Annotated in this window: 15 protein-coding genes; 13 read left to right on the top strand and 2 right to left on the bottom strand. The window is 67.3% G+C overall.

Translation table 11 applies throughout. From position 1 onward, the window contains the following. Positions 1–4: 4 nt before the first annotated feature. From ACWBU6_RS10390 to ACWBU6_RS10375, 4 genes are read left to right on the top strand one after another with little or no spacing between them, the layout of a single operon-like run. Positions 5–2,065: a hybrid sensor histidine kinase/response regulator gene (locus tag ACWBU6_RS10390; RefSeq protein WP_452648717.1), complete on the top strand. Its 2,061-nt coding sequence runs from the start codon at positions 5–7 to the stop codon at positions 2,063–2,065. Beyond that, positions 2,062–3,147, top strand: coding sequence for a chemotaxis-specific protein-glutamate methyltransferase CheB (gene cheB / locus ACWBU6_RS10385; RefSeq protein WP_452648716.1), 1,086 nt, complete (start codon positions 2,062–2,064; stop codon positions 3,145–3,147). Before ACWBU6_RS10390 ends, cheB begins: the two co-directional genes overlap by 4 nt. Then, complete coding sequence (locus ACWBU6_RS10380) at positions 3,144–6,035, top strand: response regulator (protein ID WP_452648715.1); 2,892 nt, start codon at positions 3,144–3,146, stop codon at positions 6,033–6,035. Before cheB ends, ACWBU6_RS10380 begins: the two co-directional genes overlap by 4 nt. After that, complete coding sequence (locus tag ACWBU6_RS10375) at positions 6,020–6,385, top strand: response regulator (protein WP_452648714.1); 366 nt, start codon at positions 6,020–6,022, stop codon at positions 6,383–6,385. Before ACWBU6_RS10380 ends, ACWBU6_RS10375 begins: the two co-directional genes overlap by 16 nt. 29 nt (positions 6,386–6,414) lie before the next feature. Here the strand turns inward: ACWBU6_RS10375 and ACWBU6_RS10370 are convergent, their stop codons facing one another. Beyond that, positions 6,415–7,971 (bottom strand): hypothetical protein, encoded by a 1,557-nt coding sequence (locus ACWBU6_RS10370; protein ID WP_452648713.1) that lies wholly within the window; start codon positions 7,969–7,971, stop codon positions 6,415–6,417. Positions 7,972–8,118: 147 nt separating this feature from the next. On the opposite strand from ACWBU6_RS10370, the gene ACWBU6_RS10365 reads away from it, so the two are divergent. The 6 genes from ACWBU6_RS10365 (at position 8,119) to ACWBU6_RS10340 (ending at position 14,551) form a co-directional block, all read left to right on the top strand. Further along, complete coding sequence (locus ACWBU6_RS10365) at positions 8,119–8,451, top strand: hypothetical protein (protein ID WP_452648712.1); 333 nt, start codon at positions 8,119–8,121, stop codon at positions 8,449–8,451. Positions 8,452–8,518: 67 nt separating this feature from the next. Then, positions 8,519–8,857, top strand: a complete 339-nt coding sequence (locus tag ACWBU6_RS10360; RefSeq protein ID WP_452648711.1) for a hypothetical protein — start codon at positions 8,519–8,521, stop codon at positions 8,855–8,857. A 59-nt stretch (positions 8,858–8,916) separates the two neighbouring features. Then, positions 8,917–11,022, top strand: coding sequence for a TonB-dependent siderophore receptor (locus tag ACWBU6_RS10355; protein WP_452648710.1), 2,106 nt, complete (start codon positions 8,917–8,919; stop codon positions 11,020–11,022). A gap of 17 nt (positions 11,023–11,039) precedes the next feature. Beyond that, complete coding sequence (locus ACWBU6_RS10350) at positions 11,040–11,765, top strand: ABC transporter ATP-binding protein (RefSeq protein WP_452648709.1); 726 nt, start codon at positions 11,040–11,042, stop codon at positions 11,763–11,765. After that, on the top strand, positions 11,762–13,195 hold the full coding sequence (locus tag ACWBU6_RS10345) for a DUF3526 domain-containing protein (protein WP_452648708.1): 1,434 nt from the start codon (positions 11,762–11,764) through the stop codon (positions 13,193–13,195). Before ACWBU6_RS10350 ends, ACWBU6_RS10345 begins: the two co-directional genes overlap by 4 nt. Beyond that, entirely contained in the window at positions 13,196–14,551 is a 1,356-nt protein-coding gene (locus ACWBU6_RS10340; RefSeq protein ID WP_452648707.1) for a DUF3526 domain-containing protein, read from the top strand. Positions 14,552–14,656: 105 nt separating this feature from the next. Here the strand turns inward: ACWBU6_RS10340 and orn are convergent, their stop codons facing one another. Beyond that, positions 14,657–15,244, bottom strand: coding sequence for an oligoribonuclease (gene orn, locus ACWBU6_RS10335; RefSeq protein WP_207232874.1), 588 nt, complete (start codon positions 15,242–15,244; stop codon positions 14,657–14,659). 58 nt (positions 15,245–15,302) lie between these two features. Between orn and ACWBU6_RS10330 the strand changes: the two genes are divergently transcribed. The 3 genes from ACWBU6_RS10330 to rsgA are packed head-to-tail and all read left to right on the top strand — an operon-like array spanning position 15,303 to position 17,808. Further along, positions 15,303–16,574 (top strand): M48 family metallopeptidase, encoded by a 1,272-nt coding sequence (locus tag ACWBU6_RS10330; protein ID WP_452648706.1) that lies wholly within the window; start codon positions 15,303–15,305, stop codon positions 16,572–16,574. Continuing rightward, the gene (locus ACWBU6_RS10325) at positions 16,571–16,912 is read left to right on the top strand and encodes a 4a-hydroxytetrahydrobiopterin dehydratase (RefSeq protein ID WP_452648705.1); all 342 of its coding nucleotides are present in this window, start codon (positions 16,571–16,573) and stop codon (positions 16,910–16,912) included. The genes ACWBU6_RS10330 and ACWBU6_RS10325 overlap by 4 nt, the downstream gene beginning before the upstream one ends. Continuing rightward, positions 16,909–17,808, top strand: a complete 900-nt coding sequence (gene rsgA, locus ACWBU6_RS10320) for a ribosome small subunit-dependent GTPase A (protein ID WP_452648704.1) — start codon at positions 16,909–16,911, stop codon at positions 17,806–17,808. The genes ACWBU6_RS10325 and rsgA overlap by 4 nt, the downstream gene beginning before the upstream one ends. Positions 17,809–17,818: the final 10 nt, after the last annotated feature.

Below are 17,818 nucleotides of genomic sequence, written 5' to 3'. Positions count from 1 at the left end.
CGCCATGGCCGCCGATCCCTACCGCTATTTCCGCATCGAGGGGCGGGAACTGCTTGACCAGCTCAGCGCCGGCATATTGGCACTGGAGAGCGCCGCCGATGCCGCCGCGGTGGCACGCCTGCTGCGGCTGGCTCATACACTGAAAGGTGCGGCACGGGTGGTGCGGCAAGCGGAGATCGCGGACTTGACGCACGGCGTGGAAGGCTTGCTGGCGCCCTTGCGCGAAGGTGGCGTCGCGCTAGAACGCGGCGTTGCGGACCAGCTCCTGGCCGCGCTCGACCGCATCGCTGCCCTGCTCGGGCAGTTGCCGCGTCCGGACGCGGCGCCACAGGCGCCAGCCGCACCGGCGGCCGCTGCGCAGCCCGGCCCCACCGCAACGGGTGCCAGTGCCGGCGCACCGCAGCAAGCGGCTGTGCCGCACGGCGAGATGCCGCCGCCCTTGCCGCCGCGCCTGGCCCGCGCCGACCTGATAGAAGTGGATGCCCTGCTGGAAGGCCTGGGCGAAATCGGCGGCGAGCTGGAGGGCTTGCGCCGCCTGGCCGGCCAGCTCGATGCAGCGGCGCGCAGCACGGTACAGCAGGCGCCCGGCCTGGCGCGCCAACGCCTGGCGCAAATGGAGCGCATCCTGGCCGGCGGCATCGAACGCATCGACCGCGAATTGCGCCAGGCGCGCGACGCGGCCGAGCGGCTGCGCCTGGTGCCAGCGGCCAGCATGTTCGGCGTGCTGGAACGCGCCGTGCGCGACGCCGCGCAGGGCCAGGGCAAGCAGGTTGCGTTCGAGGCTTCGGCCGGCAACCTGCGGCTGGAAGGCGAAGTGCTGGAACTGGTGTTGGGCGGCATGATGCAGCTGGTACGCAATGCCGTTGCGCACGGCATCGAACTGCCGGCCGAACGGCGTGCAGCCGGCAAACCGCCGTCGGGGCGCATCACGCTGGCAGCCGGCAGGCGCGGCACGCGCGCCTGGTTCCGCTGCAGCGACGACGGGCGCGGCGTCGACCTGATGGCAGTGCGGGCGGCGCTGGCCAAACGCGGCCAGCCTGCCCTCGACCTGGCCGGCCTGGATGACGGCGCCTTGCTGGCGCGCCTGTTCGAAGGCGGCATCAGCACGCGCGACACAGTGTCGGAGCTGGCCGGGCGCGGGATCGGACTGGACGTGGTACGCGATGCCATGGCGCGCCTTGGCGGTACGCTGCAGGCCAGCAGCGGCGCGCAGGGCACGGCGGTCGAACTGCAGGTGCCGATGTCATTGGCAGCACTGGAAGTGCTGATGGTGGAAGCCGAGGGCCGCCTGCTGGCCCTGCCCCTGGACGCGGTGCGCGGTGCGGCACGCATAGCGCCCGGCCAGGTGTTGGCGGCCACGGAAGGTGCCGCCATCGAATACGGCGGCCAGGTGCTGCCCTTCCGCCCGCTGGAACTCGGCCTGGCCGCAAACGCGAACGGCAGTGCCGGCCGGCGCGCCTTCAGCGCGGTGGCGCTGGCGCCCGCCCAAGGCATGCCGAGCGCGGTGGGCGTCACGCGCCTGGCCGGGGTGGAAAGCGTGGTGCTGCAGGCGCCGCCGCCGCTGGCCGCCGCCGACGCCAGTGTGCTGGGACTGTACCTGGACGACGCCGGCGACCCGGGCATCGTGCTCGACCCGGAACACCTGGCGCAGACGCTGGCCGCACGCGCCCGGCGCGGCAGCAGCGCAGCGGCGCCGGCCAAGCCGGTCCTGGTGGTGGACGACTCGCTGACCACGCGCATGCTGGAAAGCTCGATCCTGGAAGCGGCCGGCTACACTGTAGCGATGGCAGCCAGCGCAGAGGAAGGACTGGCGATGGCGCTGCAGGGCGATTACAGCATGGTGCTGGTGGATGTGGAAATGCCGGGCATGGACGGCTTCACCTTCATCGAAAAGGCGGGCGCCGACCCGGCGTTGCGCCACCTGCCCTGCATCCTGGTCACCTCGCGCGACAGCCCGCAGGACCGCGCACGCGCCGTGCAGGCAGGCGCGCGCGGCCACATCGTCAAGGGCGAATTCGACCAGGCGCAATTCCTGCGCCAGGTCGGGGAACTGGTGCAGCCATGAGCCGCCTGCGCGTGCTGGTGGTGGAGGACTCGCTGACCATGCGCCGTTTCCTGTGCGAAGCGGTGGCGGCCGATCCGGGCTGCGAGCTGGTGGGCGAGGCGCAGGACGGCAAGCAGGCCATCGAGCTGTGCCAGCAGCTGCGGCCGGACGTCATCTCGCTCGACATGATGCTGCCGGTGATGAGCGGCATGGCTGCCACCGAATTCATCATGGCCTATGTGCCGACCCCGATCCTGGTGGTGTCGGCCTCCACCAATCGTGGCGAATTGTTTAAGACCTACGAAGCGCTGGCGGCAGGCGCCGTCGATGCCTTTGAAAAGCCGCGTGCCGAGGAGGACAGCGCGGCCTGGTGTGCGCGCTATCTCGCGGCGCTGCGACTGGTGGCGCGCGTGCGCGTGCTGACCCATGTGCGCGGCCGGCTGCGCAGCGCCGACGCCGCTGCCCTGTCCGGCCAGCCTGGTCTGCCTGCGGTCCCGGCGCCGGCCCCCGGTGCCGCGCCGCGCGATGGCGCAAGGCCGCTGGTGGCGGCCATTGGCGCATCCACCGGCGGGCCGCGCGCCGTGGTGCAGGTACTGCACGGAATCCCGCCCGGCTTGCCGCTGCCGCTGCTGATGGTGGTGCATATCGGCGAGCCCTTCGGCAGCGCTTTCGCCGACTGGCTGGACGGCCAGACGGCGCACCGCGTGCGCCTGGCACTGGACGGCGAACCGCTCGATGCGCACGCTGTCCGCCTGGCGCCGCCGGGCCGCCATTTACGCCTGCGCGGACGCCGCCTGGTGATCGACGACGGGCCGGAACGGCACTCCTGCAAACCCTCGGTGGACGTGCTGTTCGAATCGCTGGCACAGGAATGCGGCGCGGCCTGCGCCGCCGCGCTGCTGACGGGCATGGGCGCCGACGGCGCGCGCGGCCTGGCCGCCATCCGCGCCGCCGGCGGCATCACCATGGCCCAAGACGAAGCGACCAGCGTGGTGTACGGCATGCCGCGCGAAGCGGCGCGCCTGGACGCGGCCCAGCGCATCTTGCCGCTCGATGCGATCGGTCCGGCACTGGCTGCGATGGCGGCCCTGGAGCCGGCATGAATGCGCGCGTGCTGATCGTCGACGACAGCCTGACGGTGCGGGCCGACCTGCAGGAAGCCTTTGCCGAACGCGGCATCGAGTCCGCCTGCTGCGACACGCTGGCCGCCGCGCGCGCGGCGCTGGCGCAGCCCGGCATCGGCCTGCTGATCCTGGACGTGCTGCTGCCCGACGGCGACGGCATCGACCTGCTGCGCGAACTGCGCATGGGCGGCGCCACACTGCCGGTGCTGGTGCTGTCAACCGAGGCCCAGGTGGGCGACCGGGTGCGCGGACTGGCCACCGGCTCCTCCGATTACGTGGGCAAGCCCTATGACCGCGACGCCCTGCTGGCGCGCGCCGCCAGCCTGCTGGGCCAGCAGCCGGCGCCGGGCGAAGCGGCCGTGCTGCTGATCGACGACAGCCTGACCTTCCGCGAACACCTGGCGGCACAGCTGCGCGAATCAGGCGTCGGCGTCGAAGTGGCCGGCTCCGGCGAGGAGGGCTTGCGCAGCATGGCGCTGCGGCGCCCGGCCGCAGTGGTGGTGGACGGCGTGCTGCCCGGCATCGACGGCGCCGAAGTGGTACGCAGGCTGCGCCTGGACGCCGCCCTGCGCAGCCTGCCCTGCGTGCTCCTGACCGGTTCCTCCGACGAGCGCGCCGAACTGCGCGCCCTCGATTCCGGCGCCGACGCCTTCGTCCGCAAGGACGAGGACATCGAACTGATCCTGGCGCGCGTGCAGGCCGTGCTGCGCAAGGCGGCCGACGCCGCGCGCGGGCAGCACGACAGCCTGCTGGGCGCCAAGCGCATCCTGGCAGTGGATGACAGCCCGACCTTCCTCGACCAGCTGGCGCAGACCCTGACCGGCGAAGGCTACGACGTGGTACTGGCCCATTCCGGCGAAGAAGCGCTGGCCATGCTGGCGGTGCAATCGGTCGACTGCATCCTGCTGGACCGCCTGATGCCGGGCCTGAGCGGCACGGAGACCTGCCGCCGCCTGAAGCAGGACCCGGCCACGCGCGACCTGCCCCTGATCATGCTGACGGCCGCCGAGGACCGCGCCGCCATGATCGAAGGCCTGGCCACCGGCGCCGACGACTACGTGCTCAAGTCCAGCGAATTCGACGTGCTGAAGGCGCGCGTGCGCGCACAACTGCGGCGCAAGCAGTTCGAGGACGAGAGCCGGCGCATCCGCGCCGAGCTGGCGCGCCAGGAACTGGAAGCGGCCGAGATGCGGGCCGCGCGCGAATTGATGGAAAGCCGCGCCGAACTGCTCAGCCAACTGGAGCTGCGCAACCGCGAGCTGGAACTGATGGTGGCCGAACTGCGCGAGCACGAACGCGAGATCGCGGAAAAGAACCGCCAGCTGGAGCACGCCGACCGCCTGAAGTCCGAATTCCTGTCGAATATGTCGCACGAGCTGCGCACGCCGCTAAATGCCATCATCGGCTTCTCCGACCTGCTGGCCGGCGGCATCGTCGGCCCCCTGACGCCCAACCAGCAAAACTGCATCAACCATGTGTCCACCAGTGGCAAGCACCTGCTGTCGCTGATCAACGATATCCTCGACTTGTCCAAGGTGGAAGCGGGCAAGATGGAACTGCACCTGGAAGCGGTGCCCGCCAACGAAGTTCTGGAAAGCGCGCTCGACATCGTGCGCGAGGCGGCTGCCAAGCGCCAGCTCGCCTTGTCCTGCGAGGCTGCGCCCGGCATCGGGCAACAGCTGCTGGACCTGCGCAAATTCAAGCAGATGGTCTACAACCTGCTGTCGAATGCGGTCAAGTTCTGCCGCGACGGCGGCAGCGTGCGGCTGGCGGCGCGCGTGGTGGAGCGCTCCGCCTTGGCCGCCGGACCGCGCCCCGCGCTGCCCACGCGCGTGCTGCCGCCGCCGCCCGGTCCCTTCCGGCAATGGCTGGAAGTGCTGGTCAGCGACGATGGCGACGGCATCGCCGCCGCCGACCTGGAAGTGCTGTTCCAGGCCTTCCGCCAGATCGATTCATCGATGTCGCGCAACCACGAGGGCACAGGGCTGGGACTGTCGCTGGTGAGCCGGCTGGCGGCCCTGCACGGCGGCACGGTGGGTGTGTCCAGCGCACCGGGCCAGGGCGCCCATTTCGCCATCTGGCTGCCGCTGCGCAGCAGCCCGCAGGACGCGCCGCCGGCGCACGCGCCGGACGGTCGCCGCGCGCTGGTGGTGGAAGACGACCCGGCCGCCGCCGACCTGCTGCGCCTACAACTGGAAGGCGCCGGTTTTACCGTCGGTTGCGCCGCCAATGCTGCAGGCGCGCTGGAACAGGCGCGCGCGGCGCGACCCGACCTGATCACGCTCGACCTGCTGCTGCCCGACAGCAGCGGCTGGTCGGTGCTGCAGCAGCTGCGCGCCGAGCCGGGCCTGGAAAGCGTGCCGGTGGTGGTGGTCTCGATCCTGGCCGAGGAGATGCACAGCTGCCTGTTGGGCGCCGCCCATTTCCTGCCCAAGCCGGTGCTGAAGGATGACCTGGACCGCGCGCTGTATGCGCTGGGCCTGGGCGCCGACCGCCAGCAGGCGCCGCATGTGATGATCGTCGACGAAAGCGCCAACAGCCTGGCCTTGCGTGCCGCGCTGGCAGGGCTGAATTACCAGGTCAGCTACTATGCCGACGGACCGCAGGCGATGGCGGCGGCCCACGCCGATGCTGTCGACCTGCTGGTGCTGGGCCCGATGCGCGACGAAGCCAGCGGCATGGCCCTGCTCGAAGTCCTGCGCTCGGACATGCGGCCGCCGCCGCCGGTGCTGGTGCTGTCCGATCGCCAGCCTGGCGCCTATGCCAAGCCGGACCTGCCGCAAGGCGGGCTCGATACCCGCCAATTCCTGCATGAAGTGGGACGCGCGTTGCGCTCCCGGGAGGCTACCCCATGGCACGCATCCTGATCATCGAAGATTCGCCGGCCAATATGGAGCTGGCCACGGTGCTGCTGTCGAGCGCGGGCCACGAGCTGTTCCGCGCCGAGCGCGCCCGGCCCGGCATCGAGATCGCGCAGCGGCAGGCGCTGGATCTGATCCTGATGGATATCCAGATGCCGGAAATGGATGGCATCCAGGCTGCCGGCATCCTGCGCGCCGACCCGCGCACGCGTGCCATTCCGCTGGTGGCGTTGACGGCGCTGGCCATGAAGGGCGACCGCGAGCGCCTGATGCAAGCTGGCTTCGATGCCTACATTGAAAAGCCGATCGACTACCGCCAGTTCCTGCTGCAGGTAGCGCAGCTGACTGTGCCTTAGCACCTCGACACTCAAACGATCGCGGCGCCTTATTTCTGCTGACGCTTCTTTTCCTGCTCCTCATATTCCAGATCGTAGCTGGTGTATTCCGAGCGCCATTGCGTGCCGTCGGACGAAGTGCTCATGGAAAGAAAGCCGAAGTTGCTCTCGTCCGATATCTGCAGGAAAGGCACCGCCTTCAGGACTTTGACGTGGTAAGGCCAGTCGAACTGTTTCACCAGCTGCCAGTTCTGGCCTTTGTCGGCACTGCGGTACAGTGCGCTCTTGTGTGGCTTGCTCATGCCCATCATGACGATTGAGGCATCGGCCATTTGCTGTACCGTCCCGGCTTCCGTGAAACCCTTAGGCAAGGCGACCTTAAGGGGCTCCCAGTTCTTGCCCGCGTCATACGAAACATGGTGCTTGCCGCCGCCCGTGATTGCCATCATGCCAGTCGGACTGATGGCCAGTCCGGAGAATTTCTGCTTCGCCGGCAGGGCCAGGGCGCTCCACTGGCGGGTGCCGACGTCCAGCGAATGGATCGCGTCGCGCCCGGTTGTATAGGCCAGGCCGGTGCGGGTCGGCCAAATCCAGTAGCGGTACCCCTGCCTTCCCGGCAGGCGTTCGACGGACTCGCTGCGCACCTCGCTCCATTTCCCGTTTTCGATGGTCGGCGAATAATACAAGGTCACATGATCGCCACGCAGGTTGGCGATATACCAGCCGCTGTTGACGCTTCCGACGACGCGCAGCAGGTTACCGACGGGCAGGTTGCCGGTCGATACCGCCTGCAGCCTGTTCTCGCCCTTGGCAAGGCGCAGCAGCGTGCCAAACTCGCCGGTCACCAGCATCTCGGCATTGGGCAGCTTGACAGCCGAAGCGCAGTTCAGCGCAGCGATGCCCGGCCCGCTCAGGCCGCGCCACTGGCCATTTGCCTGACGCTGCATCAGGGTCCCCATGCGTCCACCCGCCAGGATCAGGCCGTCCTTCTCGGTGATGCATTCAAGATCCCCGGGTTTGCTGATGGCATATTCCTCCACCTTGTCATCGGGATGGCGCGCATCGGCCCAACCGCCCGCCGCAGGCTTCTCATAGAGCGCGGCCTGCTCCGGCGCATACGCTTTGATCAGGGGGAGATTGGACGCCACACGGCCACTACGGCCGACCAGCACCTTGAGATTGATCGGCGTAATGACCAGGCGCCCAAGGTCGACCGGACCTCCGCCGTGCACGCGGAAATTGCCGATAAATCCGCTCTGCGCCGTCAATTGCAGGTTCAGCTTGGTTTTGGTGTCCGCCAGCATGGCCAGCTTGTACTCCCCGGCCGGCAGCGTGCCGGTGAACAGGCTGGTGCCGCGCGAGACCAGCTTCCCGGTCTTTTTCAGCTCGATATGCTGGCTCGAACCTACGCGTTGCAGGCGCAGGCGGTCAAAAGTATCGATCTGGCTGGTATTGCTGGTAATACTGATCGCGATGGGGCTGCGCTCCGCTTGCGCGGCGGCCGCCGCGGCCATCGGCAGCGCGCTCAAGCTTATGCCCAGGACCGGCAGCGCCAACAGGCGCCACCCACACAGGCTCAATTTCAGGAACGACGTACGAACGCGCATAAACACCCCATTCTTGAACGGCGAAAAAAAATGTTGCTAAAACGAAATGATAATTGAACCTTGGAGCCAGGTATACCTTTCTTGCAAGGTTTACGCCCCAACATCACTGTGGCGGCCAGCCGGCAAAAGTTGCTATACTCGCTCGCTATGCAAACCGAGCCCGATTCCCAGCGTTCCGGACTGCGCCAAGGCAAGCGCCTGTGGCGCTGGCTGCTTGCGCTGTGCGCCATCGTGTTTGCATTGCAGTTGCTGGCGGCCTCCGCGCACAGCCATGACCTGGCCGACAAGCTGGACGATTGCGTGGCCTGCCAGATGGCAAGCCATTACCCGGCCGACGTCCCGTCGACGCCGCCGGCCTTGTTGGCGGTGTTCCTGGCTGTCGCCTATTTCCTGGCGCGCCAGCCTGCGGCGCCAGCGGCAATCGCTCCCCAGCGCTACCTGATCCCCCAGCGGCAAGCGCCGCCCCATATCGCTTCGTGACCTGACGTCCCTGCCCTCCTGGCGCAGGATTCCCAGTGACGCCCGCGGCATCTTGCCGCCAACCGATATGCCCATATTCCGTCGCATCCGCGTGCCGTCGCGGCGTGCCGTCCAGATTGCGCTGACCGCCCTGCTCGCGGCCGCGCTATTGGTGGCCGTCTCCGCCGGCCTGCGCCACCGCATCGCCCACACATGGAAGGAAGCCGTGCGCGACGTCGCGCCCGCGCATTCCTGCCTGGCTTACGATGCAGCTACGCTGGCCGAACGCTTGCCGGCCGCCCCGCACTTGCTGCCACTGCCGCAAGAGCCGGCACGCGCGCCGGCACTTGCCGCGCCGCCGTCACCGGGCCGCCCTTCGGCGCCGCCCTACCTGCCGCGCGGGCCACCCGCACCCGCCTTGCCCTGACCAATCGACGCGCCTCCTTCGTTGGGCGGCGCTCTGTTCAAGCAAGACGAGACTGAAAAATGAAGATGAATTTCCAATTGCGCGCCATTCCGGCCGCGCTGGCCCTGCTCGCCCTTCCGGCAGGCGCCGAAGACCTGCAATCCGTCGAAGTCGTGGGCCGCCGCGACTCCGGCAGCTACCTGGCCGACGACGCACAGGGCAGCAAGACTGACTTGCCGCTGCGTGAACTGCCGCAGGCGGTACGCGTCATGCCGCGCCAGGTGCTGGACGACCTGGGCGCCCTGCGCATCGACGATGCACTGGACTACGCCGGCGGCGTATCGCGCCAGAACAGCTTTGGCGGCCTGTGGGACAACATCGCGATCCGCGGCCTGGCCGGCGATCCGAACAACGGCATGGCCCTCCTGCTGAACGGCTTCGCCGCCAACCGCGGCGGCATCAATGCGCCGCGCGACACGGCGGCGGTCGAACGCATCGAATTCCTGAAAGGGCCGGTGGCGGCGCTCTACGGCGCCAGCGAGCCGGGCGGCACGCTGAACATTGTCAGCAAGCGGCCCTTGTGGCGCCCCGCTTACGCGCTGGACGCGGTCATCGGCAGCTTCGGCCTGCGCCGCGCGGCACTCGATGCGACCGGCCCGCTGGGCGACGGGCTGGCCTGGCGCCTGAATGCCGCCAGCGAAAAGCGCGGCAGCTTCCGCGACCATGTGCAGTCGCGCCGCACGCTGCTGGCGCCGGCGCTGACCTTCAGGGCCGGCCCGGACACCCGTCTCGAATATCGTGGCGAACTGCTGCGCCACGTGGGCACACTGGATCGCGGCATCGCTGCCGTCAATGGCGTGCTGGGAGCCGTGCCGCGCGAACGCTTCCTTGGCGAGCCGGCCGATGGCGATATCCGCATCTTCAACAGCACCCAGCAGTTGATGCTGGAGCACGCGCTGCCTGGCCAATGGCAACTGCGCGCCGGCCTGCTGTGGAAGCGCGGCACGCTGGACGGTTACGCAACGGAGCCGGCCGCCGCGCTGGATGCCGACCAGCGCACCCTGCGCCGCCAGCGCCGCCTGCGCGACTACGCATCCGACGACCTGGGTGCACATGCCGAACTGGCGGGCCGCGCGGCGCCCGGCCACGAATTGCTGCTCGGCGTGGAAGGTTTCCGCTTCGATTACGACCTGCGCATGGCGCGCGCCAGCCCGAGCGCAGCGGCGCCGTATGCGCTCGACGTCTTGCAGCCCGTGTATGGCCAGCGCCAGCCGGTGCCGCTGCCGTTCACCGACACGCTGGAGAAGCAGCGCAATGTCGCGCTTTACGTGCAAGACACGGTGCACCTTGGCGAACGATGGCGCATGGTGGCGGGCTTGCGGCACGACCGCCATGAGCAAACCCTGGCCAACCGTCGCAACGGCAGCTTGGCCGAACAACAGCCGCATGCCAGCTCGCCCCGCATCGGCGCCAGCTTCCTGGCCGCGCCCGAGTGGACGCTGTTCGCCAACTGGGGCAGTTCGTTCCGGCCCAATACCGGCAGCGATGCACGCGGCAGCGCCTTCGCTCCGGAACGCGGCAAGGCCAGCGAAGCGGGCCTGAAATGGGAGCAGGCCGGCGGCCGCCTTGGCGCGACGCTGGCCGTTTTCGATATCCGCAAGCGCAATGCCCTGACTGCCGATCCGGCGCAGCCCACGTATTCGGTGGCGGCCGGCGAGGTGCGCAGCCGGGGCGTGGATTTCGACCTGGCCGGCCAGCTTGGCAGCAGCTGGCGCGCCAATGCCAGCCTGTCGCTGATCGACGCTGAAGTCGCCCGCGACAACGTGCTCGAGCGCGGCGGCCGCCTGCTCAATGTGCCGCGCACCAACGGCAGCCTGATGCTGGTGTACGAAGGCATGCTGGCCGGGCAGCGCTACGGGATCGGCGGCGGTGTGACCCATACCGGCCGCCGCCTGGGCGAAGCCCGCACGCAGGCGCAGGCCCTCTCCGGTGCCTCGGCCTTCGAGCTGCCCGCCTATACCGTGGCGCGCCTGGTCGCGCACTGGCATATCGCACGCGGCCTGCGCCTGTCGCTGGACATCGACAACCTGTTCGACAAGACGTACTACACCAGTTCCTACCAACGCACCTGGGTGGCGCCAGGATCGCCGCGCGCAGTCTCGCTCGGACTGCAGGCTTCCTACTGACATAAAGGAGAACACGCATGAACAATATTGCACTCGAAACTGTGGGCCTGACGGTCCGCTATGGAACGGCTACCGTGCTTGACTGCCTTGACCTGCAGGTAAGGCGGGGCGAAATCTACGCCCTGTTGGGCGGCAACGGCGCCGGCAAGTCCACCACCTTGAACGCCTTCCTCGGCTTCGCCCGCCCGGCGGACGGCTATGCGCGCGTGTGCGGCATCGACCCTGCGCTCGATCCGCTGGCGGCACGCGCCAGCCTGGCCTATGTGCCGGAAAACGTGGCGCTGTACGAACACCTGTCGGCGCGCGAGAACCTTGAGTACCTGCTGCGCATGGGCGGGGCAGATGCGGCGCCGGCCATCATCGAGGCGGCGCTGGACGATGTCGGCTTGGCGCCGGAAGCATGGGACCGCCGCCTGGGCGGCTACTCCAAGGGCATGCGCCAGAAGGTCGCCATTGCGCTGGCAGTGGCGCGCCTGGTGCCGGTGCTGTTGCTGGACGAACCGACCTCCGGCCTCGATCCGCATGCCACCAGCGAATTCAACGCCTTGCTGATCAAGCTGCGTGAACACAAGGTGACGGTTTTCATGGTGACCCACGACCTGCTGGGCGCGGCCGAAGTGGCGGACCGTATCGGCTTCCTGGACCGGGGCCGGATCGCCCACGAACTGGCAGCGCACGGGCCGCAGCGCTTTGACGTGCAGCAGCTGTTCCAGCGCTATGCCGACGCGCGGAGGGCGGCATGAGGCCGGCGTTTGCCGCCACCGCCTGGCGCGTGGCCCGCGAAGAATGGCGCGCACTGCGGCGCAGCAAGGTCGCCGTCGCGGCGGCAGGCCTGCTGCTGGTTTTGACGCTGGCCGCCATCATGGTCAGCCTTGAGCGTTCGCACAGCGTCGAGGAGCAACGCGCGCGGCTGCAGCAGCACGCCGACGAGCAGTGGAACAGCCAGCCGGACCGCCATCCGCACCGCGTGGTGCATTACGGGCACTACGTGTTCCGCCCGCTGACCGCCCTCGCATTCTTCGACTTCGGCGTGGCGCCTTTCACCGGCAGCACGCTGTACCTGGAAGGCCACCGCCAGAACAGCGCCAACTTCAGCGACGCGGGCCAGTCCTCGCTGTTGCTGCGCTTCGGCCAGTTGACGCCGGCCTTCGTGCTGCAGGTGCTGGCGCCCCTCCTGCTGGTGTTCCTGGCGTTCGGCGCCCTGGCGCGCGAGCGCGAACGCGGACAACTGCGCCTGATGCTGGCGCACGGCGTCAGCGGCAGCGTGCTGGTGGCCGGCAAGCTGGCGGCGCACGGCATCCTGGCCCTGGTGCTGGCGGCGCCGGCGCTGGCAGCCCTGCTGGCGATTGCGGCGGCAGATCCTCAGCTGGCCGCACCGGCCGCCTGGCTCGCCCTGGGCTACGCCGCCTACCTGCTGCTATGGTCGGCCGCCGCGGTCCTGCTGTCGGCGCTGGTGCGGCGGGCGCGCGACGCCCTGCTCCTGCTGGTCGGCGCCTGGGCCCTGATGGCTGTGCTGCTGCCGCGGGTGCTGCCCGACATGGCCGCAGGCCTGGTGCCGCGCCCGACCCGCATCGAAATGGAAGCCGCCGTCCACGCCGAGCTGGCGCGTATCGGCGACAGCCATAACCCGGACGATCCCTACTTCCGCAGTTTCCGCGACAGTGTCCTGAAACGCTATGGCGTCAGCAAGGTCGAAGACCTGCCCGTCAACTACAAGGGACTGGTGATCGAGGAAGGCGAGCGCCTGACCAGCGAATTGTTCCTGGCCAGCATGCAACGCGACTTCGGGCGTCAGGCCGCGCAGGGCGGCGTGCTGGATATGGCGGCGCTGGCGGTGCCGTTGCTGGCCCTGCGCAGCATGTCGGCGGCCCTGGCCGATACCGACCGCGCCGCGCATGAGCGCTTCCTGCTGGCCGGCGAAGACTATCGCTATCGCCTGATCCAGGCGCTGAACCGGCTGCATGCCGAGAAAGTGAAGTACCACGATGACCGCGCCCAGCGCATTTCGGCCGACTACTGGCGCGCCCTGCCGCGCTACCGGCACCCGTCATCCCCGTTGGAGCGCACGGTCGCACAGCGCGTATGGCCGGCACTGGCCATTCTCGCCGGCTGGCTGGCCGCGGCGGTCTTGGCTGCCGCCTGGGCCGCGCGAAGTCTGGAAAGGAGAATCTGAATGAAGAACTGGAAATTTGAACTGGTGCTGTTGCTGCGCTCACGACCGGCGCTGGCGGTGCTTGCCGTGCTGGCACTCTTGTCTTCGCTGGCCGTGTGGAGCGGCATGCACACGGTGGCCGCGCAGCGCGTCGCGCTGGAACGGATTGCCGGCGTCCACGCTGCCGACATCGGGGAGCGTGCCGCGCGCCAGGCGGCCGATGGCGAGGCAGGTCTGGCGGCTTATTACACGCCGCACCTGACTTTCGACCCGCCTGCACCTTTGGCCTTTGCCGCCATCGGACAGCGCGACGTGCAGCCTTACGCGCTGCAGGTGCGCGCCCTGGGCTTGCAGGCGCAGCTCTACGAGTCAGAGGCATTCAATCCCGAACTGGCCGCGCCGGGCCGTTTCGACTTTGCGTTCGTGCTGGTTTACCTCGCGCCCCTGTTCATCATCGCCCTGATGCACGACCTGGTCAGCGGCGAGCGCGAGGCAGGACGGTTGCGCCTGCTCTCTTCCCTGCCCGGCGAGCCTGGCGCGCTGTGGCGGCGGCGCGTCGTATTGCGCCTTGCGCTGGTTGCTGCCGCCCAGCTGCTGCCGCTGGCGGCGGGTGCGCTGTTGTCCGGGGCTGCCGCAGGCGAAACGGCCCTGCTGGCGGGAGCCGCCATGCTGTATGTGGCTTTCTGGTGCGGCCTGGCCGCCTGGGGTGCGGCCCTGGCGCGCAGCGCAGCGGCGGGCGCAGCGCTGCTGCTGGCCGCCTTCGTGCTGCTTGCGCTGGTGCTGCCGACGACAGTCAACGCTGTGCTGGAACGCGCATTGCCGGTCGCGCAAGGCGCGGAACTGGCATTGGCGCAGCGCCAGGCTGTGCATACCGCATGGGACAAGCCACGGGAGGAGACGATGCAGCGCTTCTTGCGCACGCATCCGGAGTGGAAAGATACCCCGCCCCTGCCGCAAGGCTTCCACTGGAAATGGTATTACGCCATGCACCAGGCCGGCGACGACGCGGTATCGGTACAAGCGGCGCAATACCGCCGTGCGCTATGGTCGCGCGAGGAATGGACGCGTAACGCAGGATTGGTGTTGGCGGGAGTGAACGTGCAGGTGCTGCTGCACCGGCTGGCCGGCACCGACATGGAAGCGCGCCTGGCCTACCTGGATCGCGTAGCGGTCTATCACGAACGCGTGCGGCGCCACTTCTATCCTTACGTCTTCAATGAAAAGGTCTTTGCCCCTGCGGACTTTGCGCGCCTGCCGGTCTATGTGCCAGTGAGCGGTGCCGGCAACCCGCCCTGGCTGCTGCTTGCGGCACTGGCCGTGCTGGCAGCGGCAGCCCTGCTGCTCGGCCTGCGCCGCAGCGCCCGCATCGCCGGCTAGTCCGGCAAGGCAAAATGTCCACCTCGGGGTCAGGAACGAAAGTGGACATTTCCCGCAAATGTCCACTTTCGTTCCTGACCCCAAGGTGGACATTTCCTGCGGCAATTACAGCTTGATGAAGTTTTCGCGGTAGTACTTCAGTTCTTCGATCGATTCGATGATGTCGGCCAGCGCGGTGTGCTTTTGCGCTTTCTTGAAGCCGGCCACCATTTCCGGCTTCCAGCGGCGGCCCAGTTCCTTCAGGGTCGAGACGTCGATATTGCGGTAATGGAAGAACGCCTCCAGCTTCGGCATGTACTTGACCATGAAGCGGCGGTCCTGGCCAATGGTGTTGCCGCACATTGGCGATTTGCCGTTCGGGACCCATTGGCGCATGAAGGCGATCAGTTCCGCTTCGGCCTGGGCCTCGCTCACGGTCGACGCTTTGACGCGGTCGATCAGGCCGGAGCGGCCGTGGGTGCCCTTGTTCCAGGCGTCCATCTTGTCCAGCGTCTCGTCCGACTGGTGGATCGCCAGCACCGGGCCTTCGGCCAGCACGTTCAGGTGCATGTCGGTGACCACCATTGCCACTTCGATAATGCGGTCGGTCTCAGGCTCCAGGCCGGTCATCTCCATGTCGACCCACACCAGGTTCATTTCATTCGGGCGCTGTGGGGTGGCCGGGGTTGCTGGGGTGTCGTTCGCTTGTGACATAATTCTCTCTAAGACAATATAAGGCAGGATTAATCCGCCATTTTCTCACAGGCACAGAATGTATTCACACGCGTTTTCGTTTTTGTTCGTTGCATTTTTAACATTGACCGTAGCGGTGCGCTTCTGGCTCGCCTCGCGCCACATCCGCCACGTGCTGCAGCACCGCGCCGCCGTACCGGCTGATTTCGCGGAGAAGATTCCCCTCGAAGCCCACCAGAAGGCCGCTGACTACACCATCGCGCGCACCAAGCTTGGCCTGGTGAACGTGCTCATTTCCAGTAATGCGCTGGTCGGCTTTACCTTCCTCGGCGGCCTGCAATGGCTGTCGGCTACCGTCTTCAACGTCACTGGCGGCGGCATGGCATACCAGCTTGGTCTGGTCGTTGCCTTCGCGCTGGTGTCCGGCCTGATCGACCTGCCGCTCGATTACTACCGCCAATTCACGCTGGAGGAACGCTTCGGCTTCAACAAGATGAGCAAGCGTCTGTTCTTCCTCGACCTGGTCAAAGGTATCGGCGTCGCCGCCGTAATCGGCCTGCCGCTGGTATGGGTGATCCTGGTGCTGATGGAAAAAGCGGGCAGCCTGTGGTGGCTGTATGCATGGTTCGTGTGGTGCGGCTTCCAGCTGCTGGTGATGGCGCTTTACCCTAACCTGATTGCGCCGCTGTTCAATAAATTCACTCCTTTGGCAGACGAATCGCTGAAGCAGCGCATCGAAGGCTTGATGGCGCGCGTAGGCTTTGCGTCCAAGGGCCTGTTTGTGATGGACGGGTCCAAGCGCAGCGCGCACGGCAATGCTTACTTTTCCGGCTTTGGCGCGGCCAAGCGCATCGTGTTCTACGATACCCTGGTATCCAGCCTGTCGCCGCAGGAAGTCGAGGCGGTGCTGGCCCATGAACTGGGCCACTTCAAGCTGAAGCACATCATCAAGCGCATCGTGGTGATGTTCGGCCTGTCGCTTGCTTTCCTCGCCTTGCTTGGCTACCTGAAAGGCCAGCTTTGGTTCTACACCGGCCTGGGCGTAAACCCGATCATCGTGCCCGGCCAGTCCAACGACGCACTGGCGCTGCTGCTGTTCATGCTGGTGCTGCCGGTATTTACCTTCCTGTTTGGTCCGCTGACCTCGCTCAGCTCGCGCAAGCACGAATTCGAGGCCGACGCCTTCGCCGCCAAGCATACCGATGCGCGCGATCTGGTGTCGGCGCTGGTCAAGATGTATGAGGACAATGCGTCGACCCTGACGCCCGATCCGCTGCATTCGGCCTTCTACGATTCGCACCCGCCCGCCAGCGTGCGGATTCGCCAACTCAACCTGGCGGCAGCACAATGACAGCAGATATCCATACCGCGGCCGATTTGCGCGCCCTGCGCTGCAGCCACCAGACGCAGGCCATGGACGCGGCCGAAGCGCTGCGCCTGGTCCAGTTGCTCGATGGCTGGAGCATGGCCAGCGGCAAGCTGGTGAACACCTTCGGCTTCAACAACTACTATGAGACGATGGCCTTCGTCAATGCGCTGGCCTATATCTCCCACCGCGAAGACCATCACCCCGAGCTGGTGGTGGGCTACAAGACCTGCCAGGTGCGCTATGACACCCACTCGGTGAACGGCTTGTCGATCAACGATTTCATTTGCGCCGCCAAGGCCGATGCACTGGGCCAGGCATGAGCAAGGGAACAAAGCGCACCGGCACCATCATCGCAGCCCATGGGCGCCACTACCTGGCGGAATCGGAAGGCCAGCGCCTGCAATGCGTCACGCGCGGCAAGAAGACCAATGTGGCGGTCGGCGACATCGTCGACCTGACCCTGACCTCGCCCGACCAGGCGGTGATCGACAAGATCCAGGAGCGCAAGACGCTGCTGTACCGTTCCGACCAGTACAAATCCAAGCTGTTGGCCGCCAATGTGGACCAACTGTTCATCGTGGTCGCGACCGAACCAAGCTTTTCTGACGACCTGGTATCGCGCGCCCTGGTGGCGGCGGAGGCGGCCGGCATCCATGTGCGGCTGCTGCTGAACAAGGTGGACGTGACCGGTATGCTGGAGCACGCGCGCAAGCGCCTGCAGGTGTATTCGGCCATGGGCTATGAGGTGATCGAAGTATCGGCCACCGGGCAGCCGGAACAGACCGGCGCCACCCTGGCGCCGCTGCTGCAAGGGCATTCCTCGATCCTGATCGGCCAGTCCGGCATGGGCAAGTCTTCGCTGATCAACATCCTGGTGCCGGACGCCGATATCGCTACGCGCGAGATCAGCGAGGCGCTCGATACCGGCAAGCACACCACCACCTTCACCCGCCTGTACCACGTTGGCCCCGATTCAAGCGTGATCGACTCGCCAGGCTTCCAGGAATTCGGCCTGTATCACCTGAGCGAAGGCATGCTGGAAAGGGCCTTCCGCGACTTCCAGCCCTATCTCGGCGGCTGCCGGTTCTACAACTGCCGGCACTTGAGCGAGCCGCAATGCGCGGTACTGGAAGCGGTCAACGAAGGCAAGATCGCGAAAATGCGGCATACGCTTTACGGCCAGCTGTTGCACGAGTCCTCGCAAACGCTTTACTGACAGGACGCCA

The organism is Pseudoduganella sp. HUAS MS19, from assembly GCF_053615455.1.
This window is presented reverse-complemented; position numbering and strand designations above follow the sequence as displayed.

What these genes read in the sequence shown, in the direction of transcription:
- rsgA (WP_452648704.1), top strand. Translation starts at nt 16,909, where the DNA reads ATGAGCAAGGGAACAAAGCGCACCGGCACCATCATCGCAGCCCATGGG.
- ACWBU6_RS10325 (WP_452648705.1), top strand. Translation starts at nt 16,571, where the DNA reads ATGACAGCAGATATCCATACCGCGGCCGATTTGCGCGCCCTGCGCTGC.
- ACWBU6_RS10375 (WP_452648714.1), top strand. Translation starts at nt 6,020, where the DNA reads ATGGCACGCATCCTGATCATCGAAGATTCGCCGGCCAATATGGAGCTG.
- ACWBU6_RS10330 (WP_452648706.1), top strand. Translation starts at nt 15,303, where the DNA reads ATGTATTCACACGCGTTTTCGTTTTTGTTCGTTGCATTTTTAACATTG.
- ACWBU6_RS10360 (WP_452648711.1), top strand. Translation starts at nt 8,519, where the DNA reads ATGCCCATATTCCGTCGCATCCGCGTGCCGTCGCGGCGTGCCGTCCAG.
- ACWBU6_RS10345 (WP_452648708.1), top strand. Translation starts at nt 11,762, where the DNA reads ATGAGGCCGGCGTTTGCCGCCACCGCCTGGCGCGTGGCCCGCGAAGAA.
- ACWBU6_RS10340 (WP_452648707.1), top strand. Translation starts at nt 13,196, where the DNA reads ATGAAGAACTGGAAATTTGAACTGGTGCTGTTGCTGCGCTCACGACCG.
- ACWBU6_RS10350 (WP_452648709.1), top strand. Translation starts at nt 11,040, where the DNA reads ATGAACAATATTGCACTCGAAACTGTGGGCCTGACGGTCCGCTATGGA.
- ACWBU6_RS10365 (WP_452648712.1), top strand. Translation starts at nt 8,119, where the DNA reads ATGCAAACCGAGCCCGATTCCCAGCGTTCCGGACTGCGCCAAGGCAAG.
- ACWBU6_RS10355 (WP_452648710.1), top strand. Translation starts at nt 8,917, where the DNA reads ATGAAGATGAATTTCCAATTGCGCGCCATTCCGGCCGCGCTGGCCCTG.
- orn (WP_207232874.1), bottom strand. Translation starts at nt 15,244, where the DNA reads ATGTCACAAGCGAACGACACCCCAGCAACCCCGGCCACCCCACAGCGC.
- ACWBU6_RS10380 (WP_452648715.1), top strand. Translation starts at nt 3,144, where the DNA reads ATGAATGCGCGCGTGCTGATCGTCGACGACAGCCTGACGGTGCGGGCC.
- ACWBU6_RS10370 (WP_452648713.1), bottom strand. Translation starts at nt 7,971, where the DNA reads ATGCGCGTTCGTACGTCGTTCCTGAAATTGAGCCTGTGTGGGTGGCGC.
- cheB (WP_452648716.1), top strand. Translation starts at nt 2,062, where the DNA reads ATGAGCCGCCTGCGCGTGCTGGTGGTGGAGGACTCGCTGACCATGCGC.
- ACWBU6_RS10390 (WP_452648717.1), top strand. Translation starts at nt 5, where the DNA reads ATGGCCGCCGATCCCTACCGCTATTTCCGCATCGAGGGGCGGGAACTG.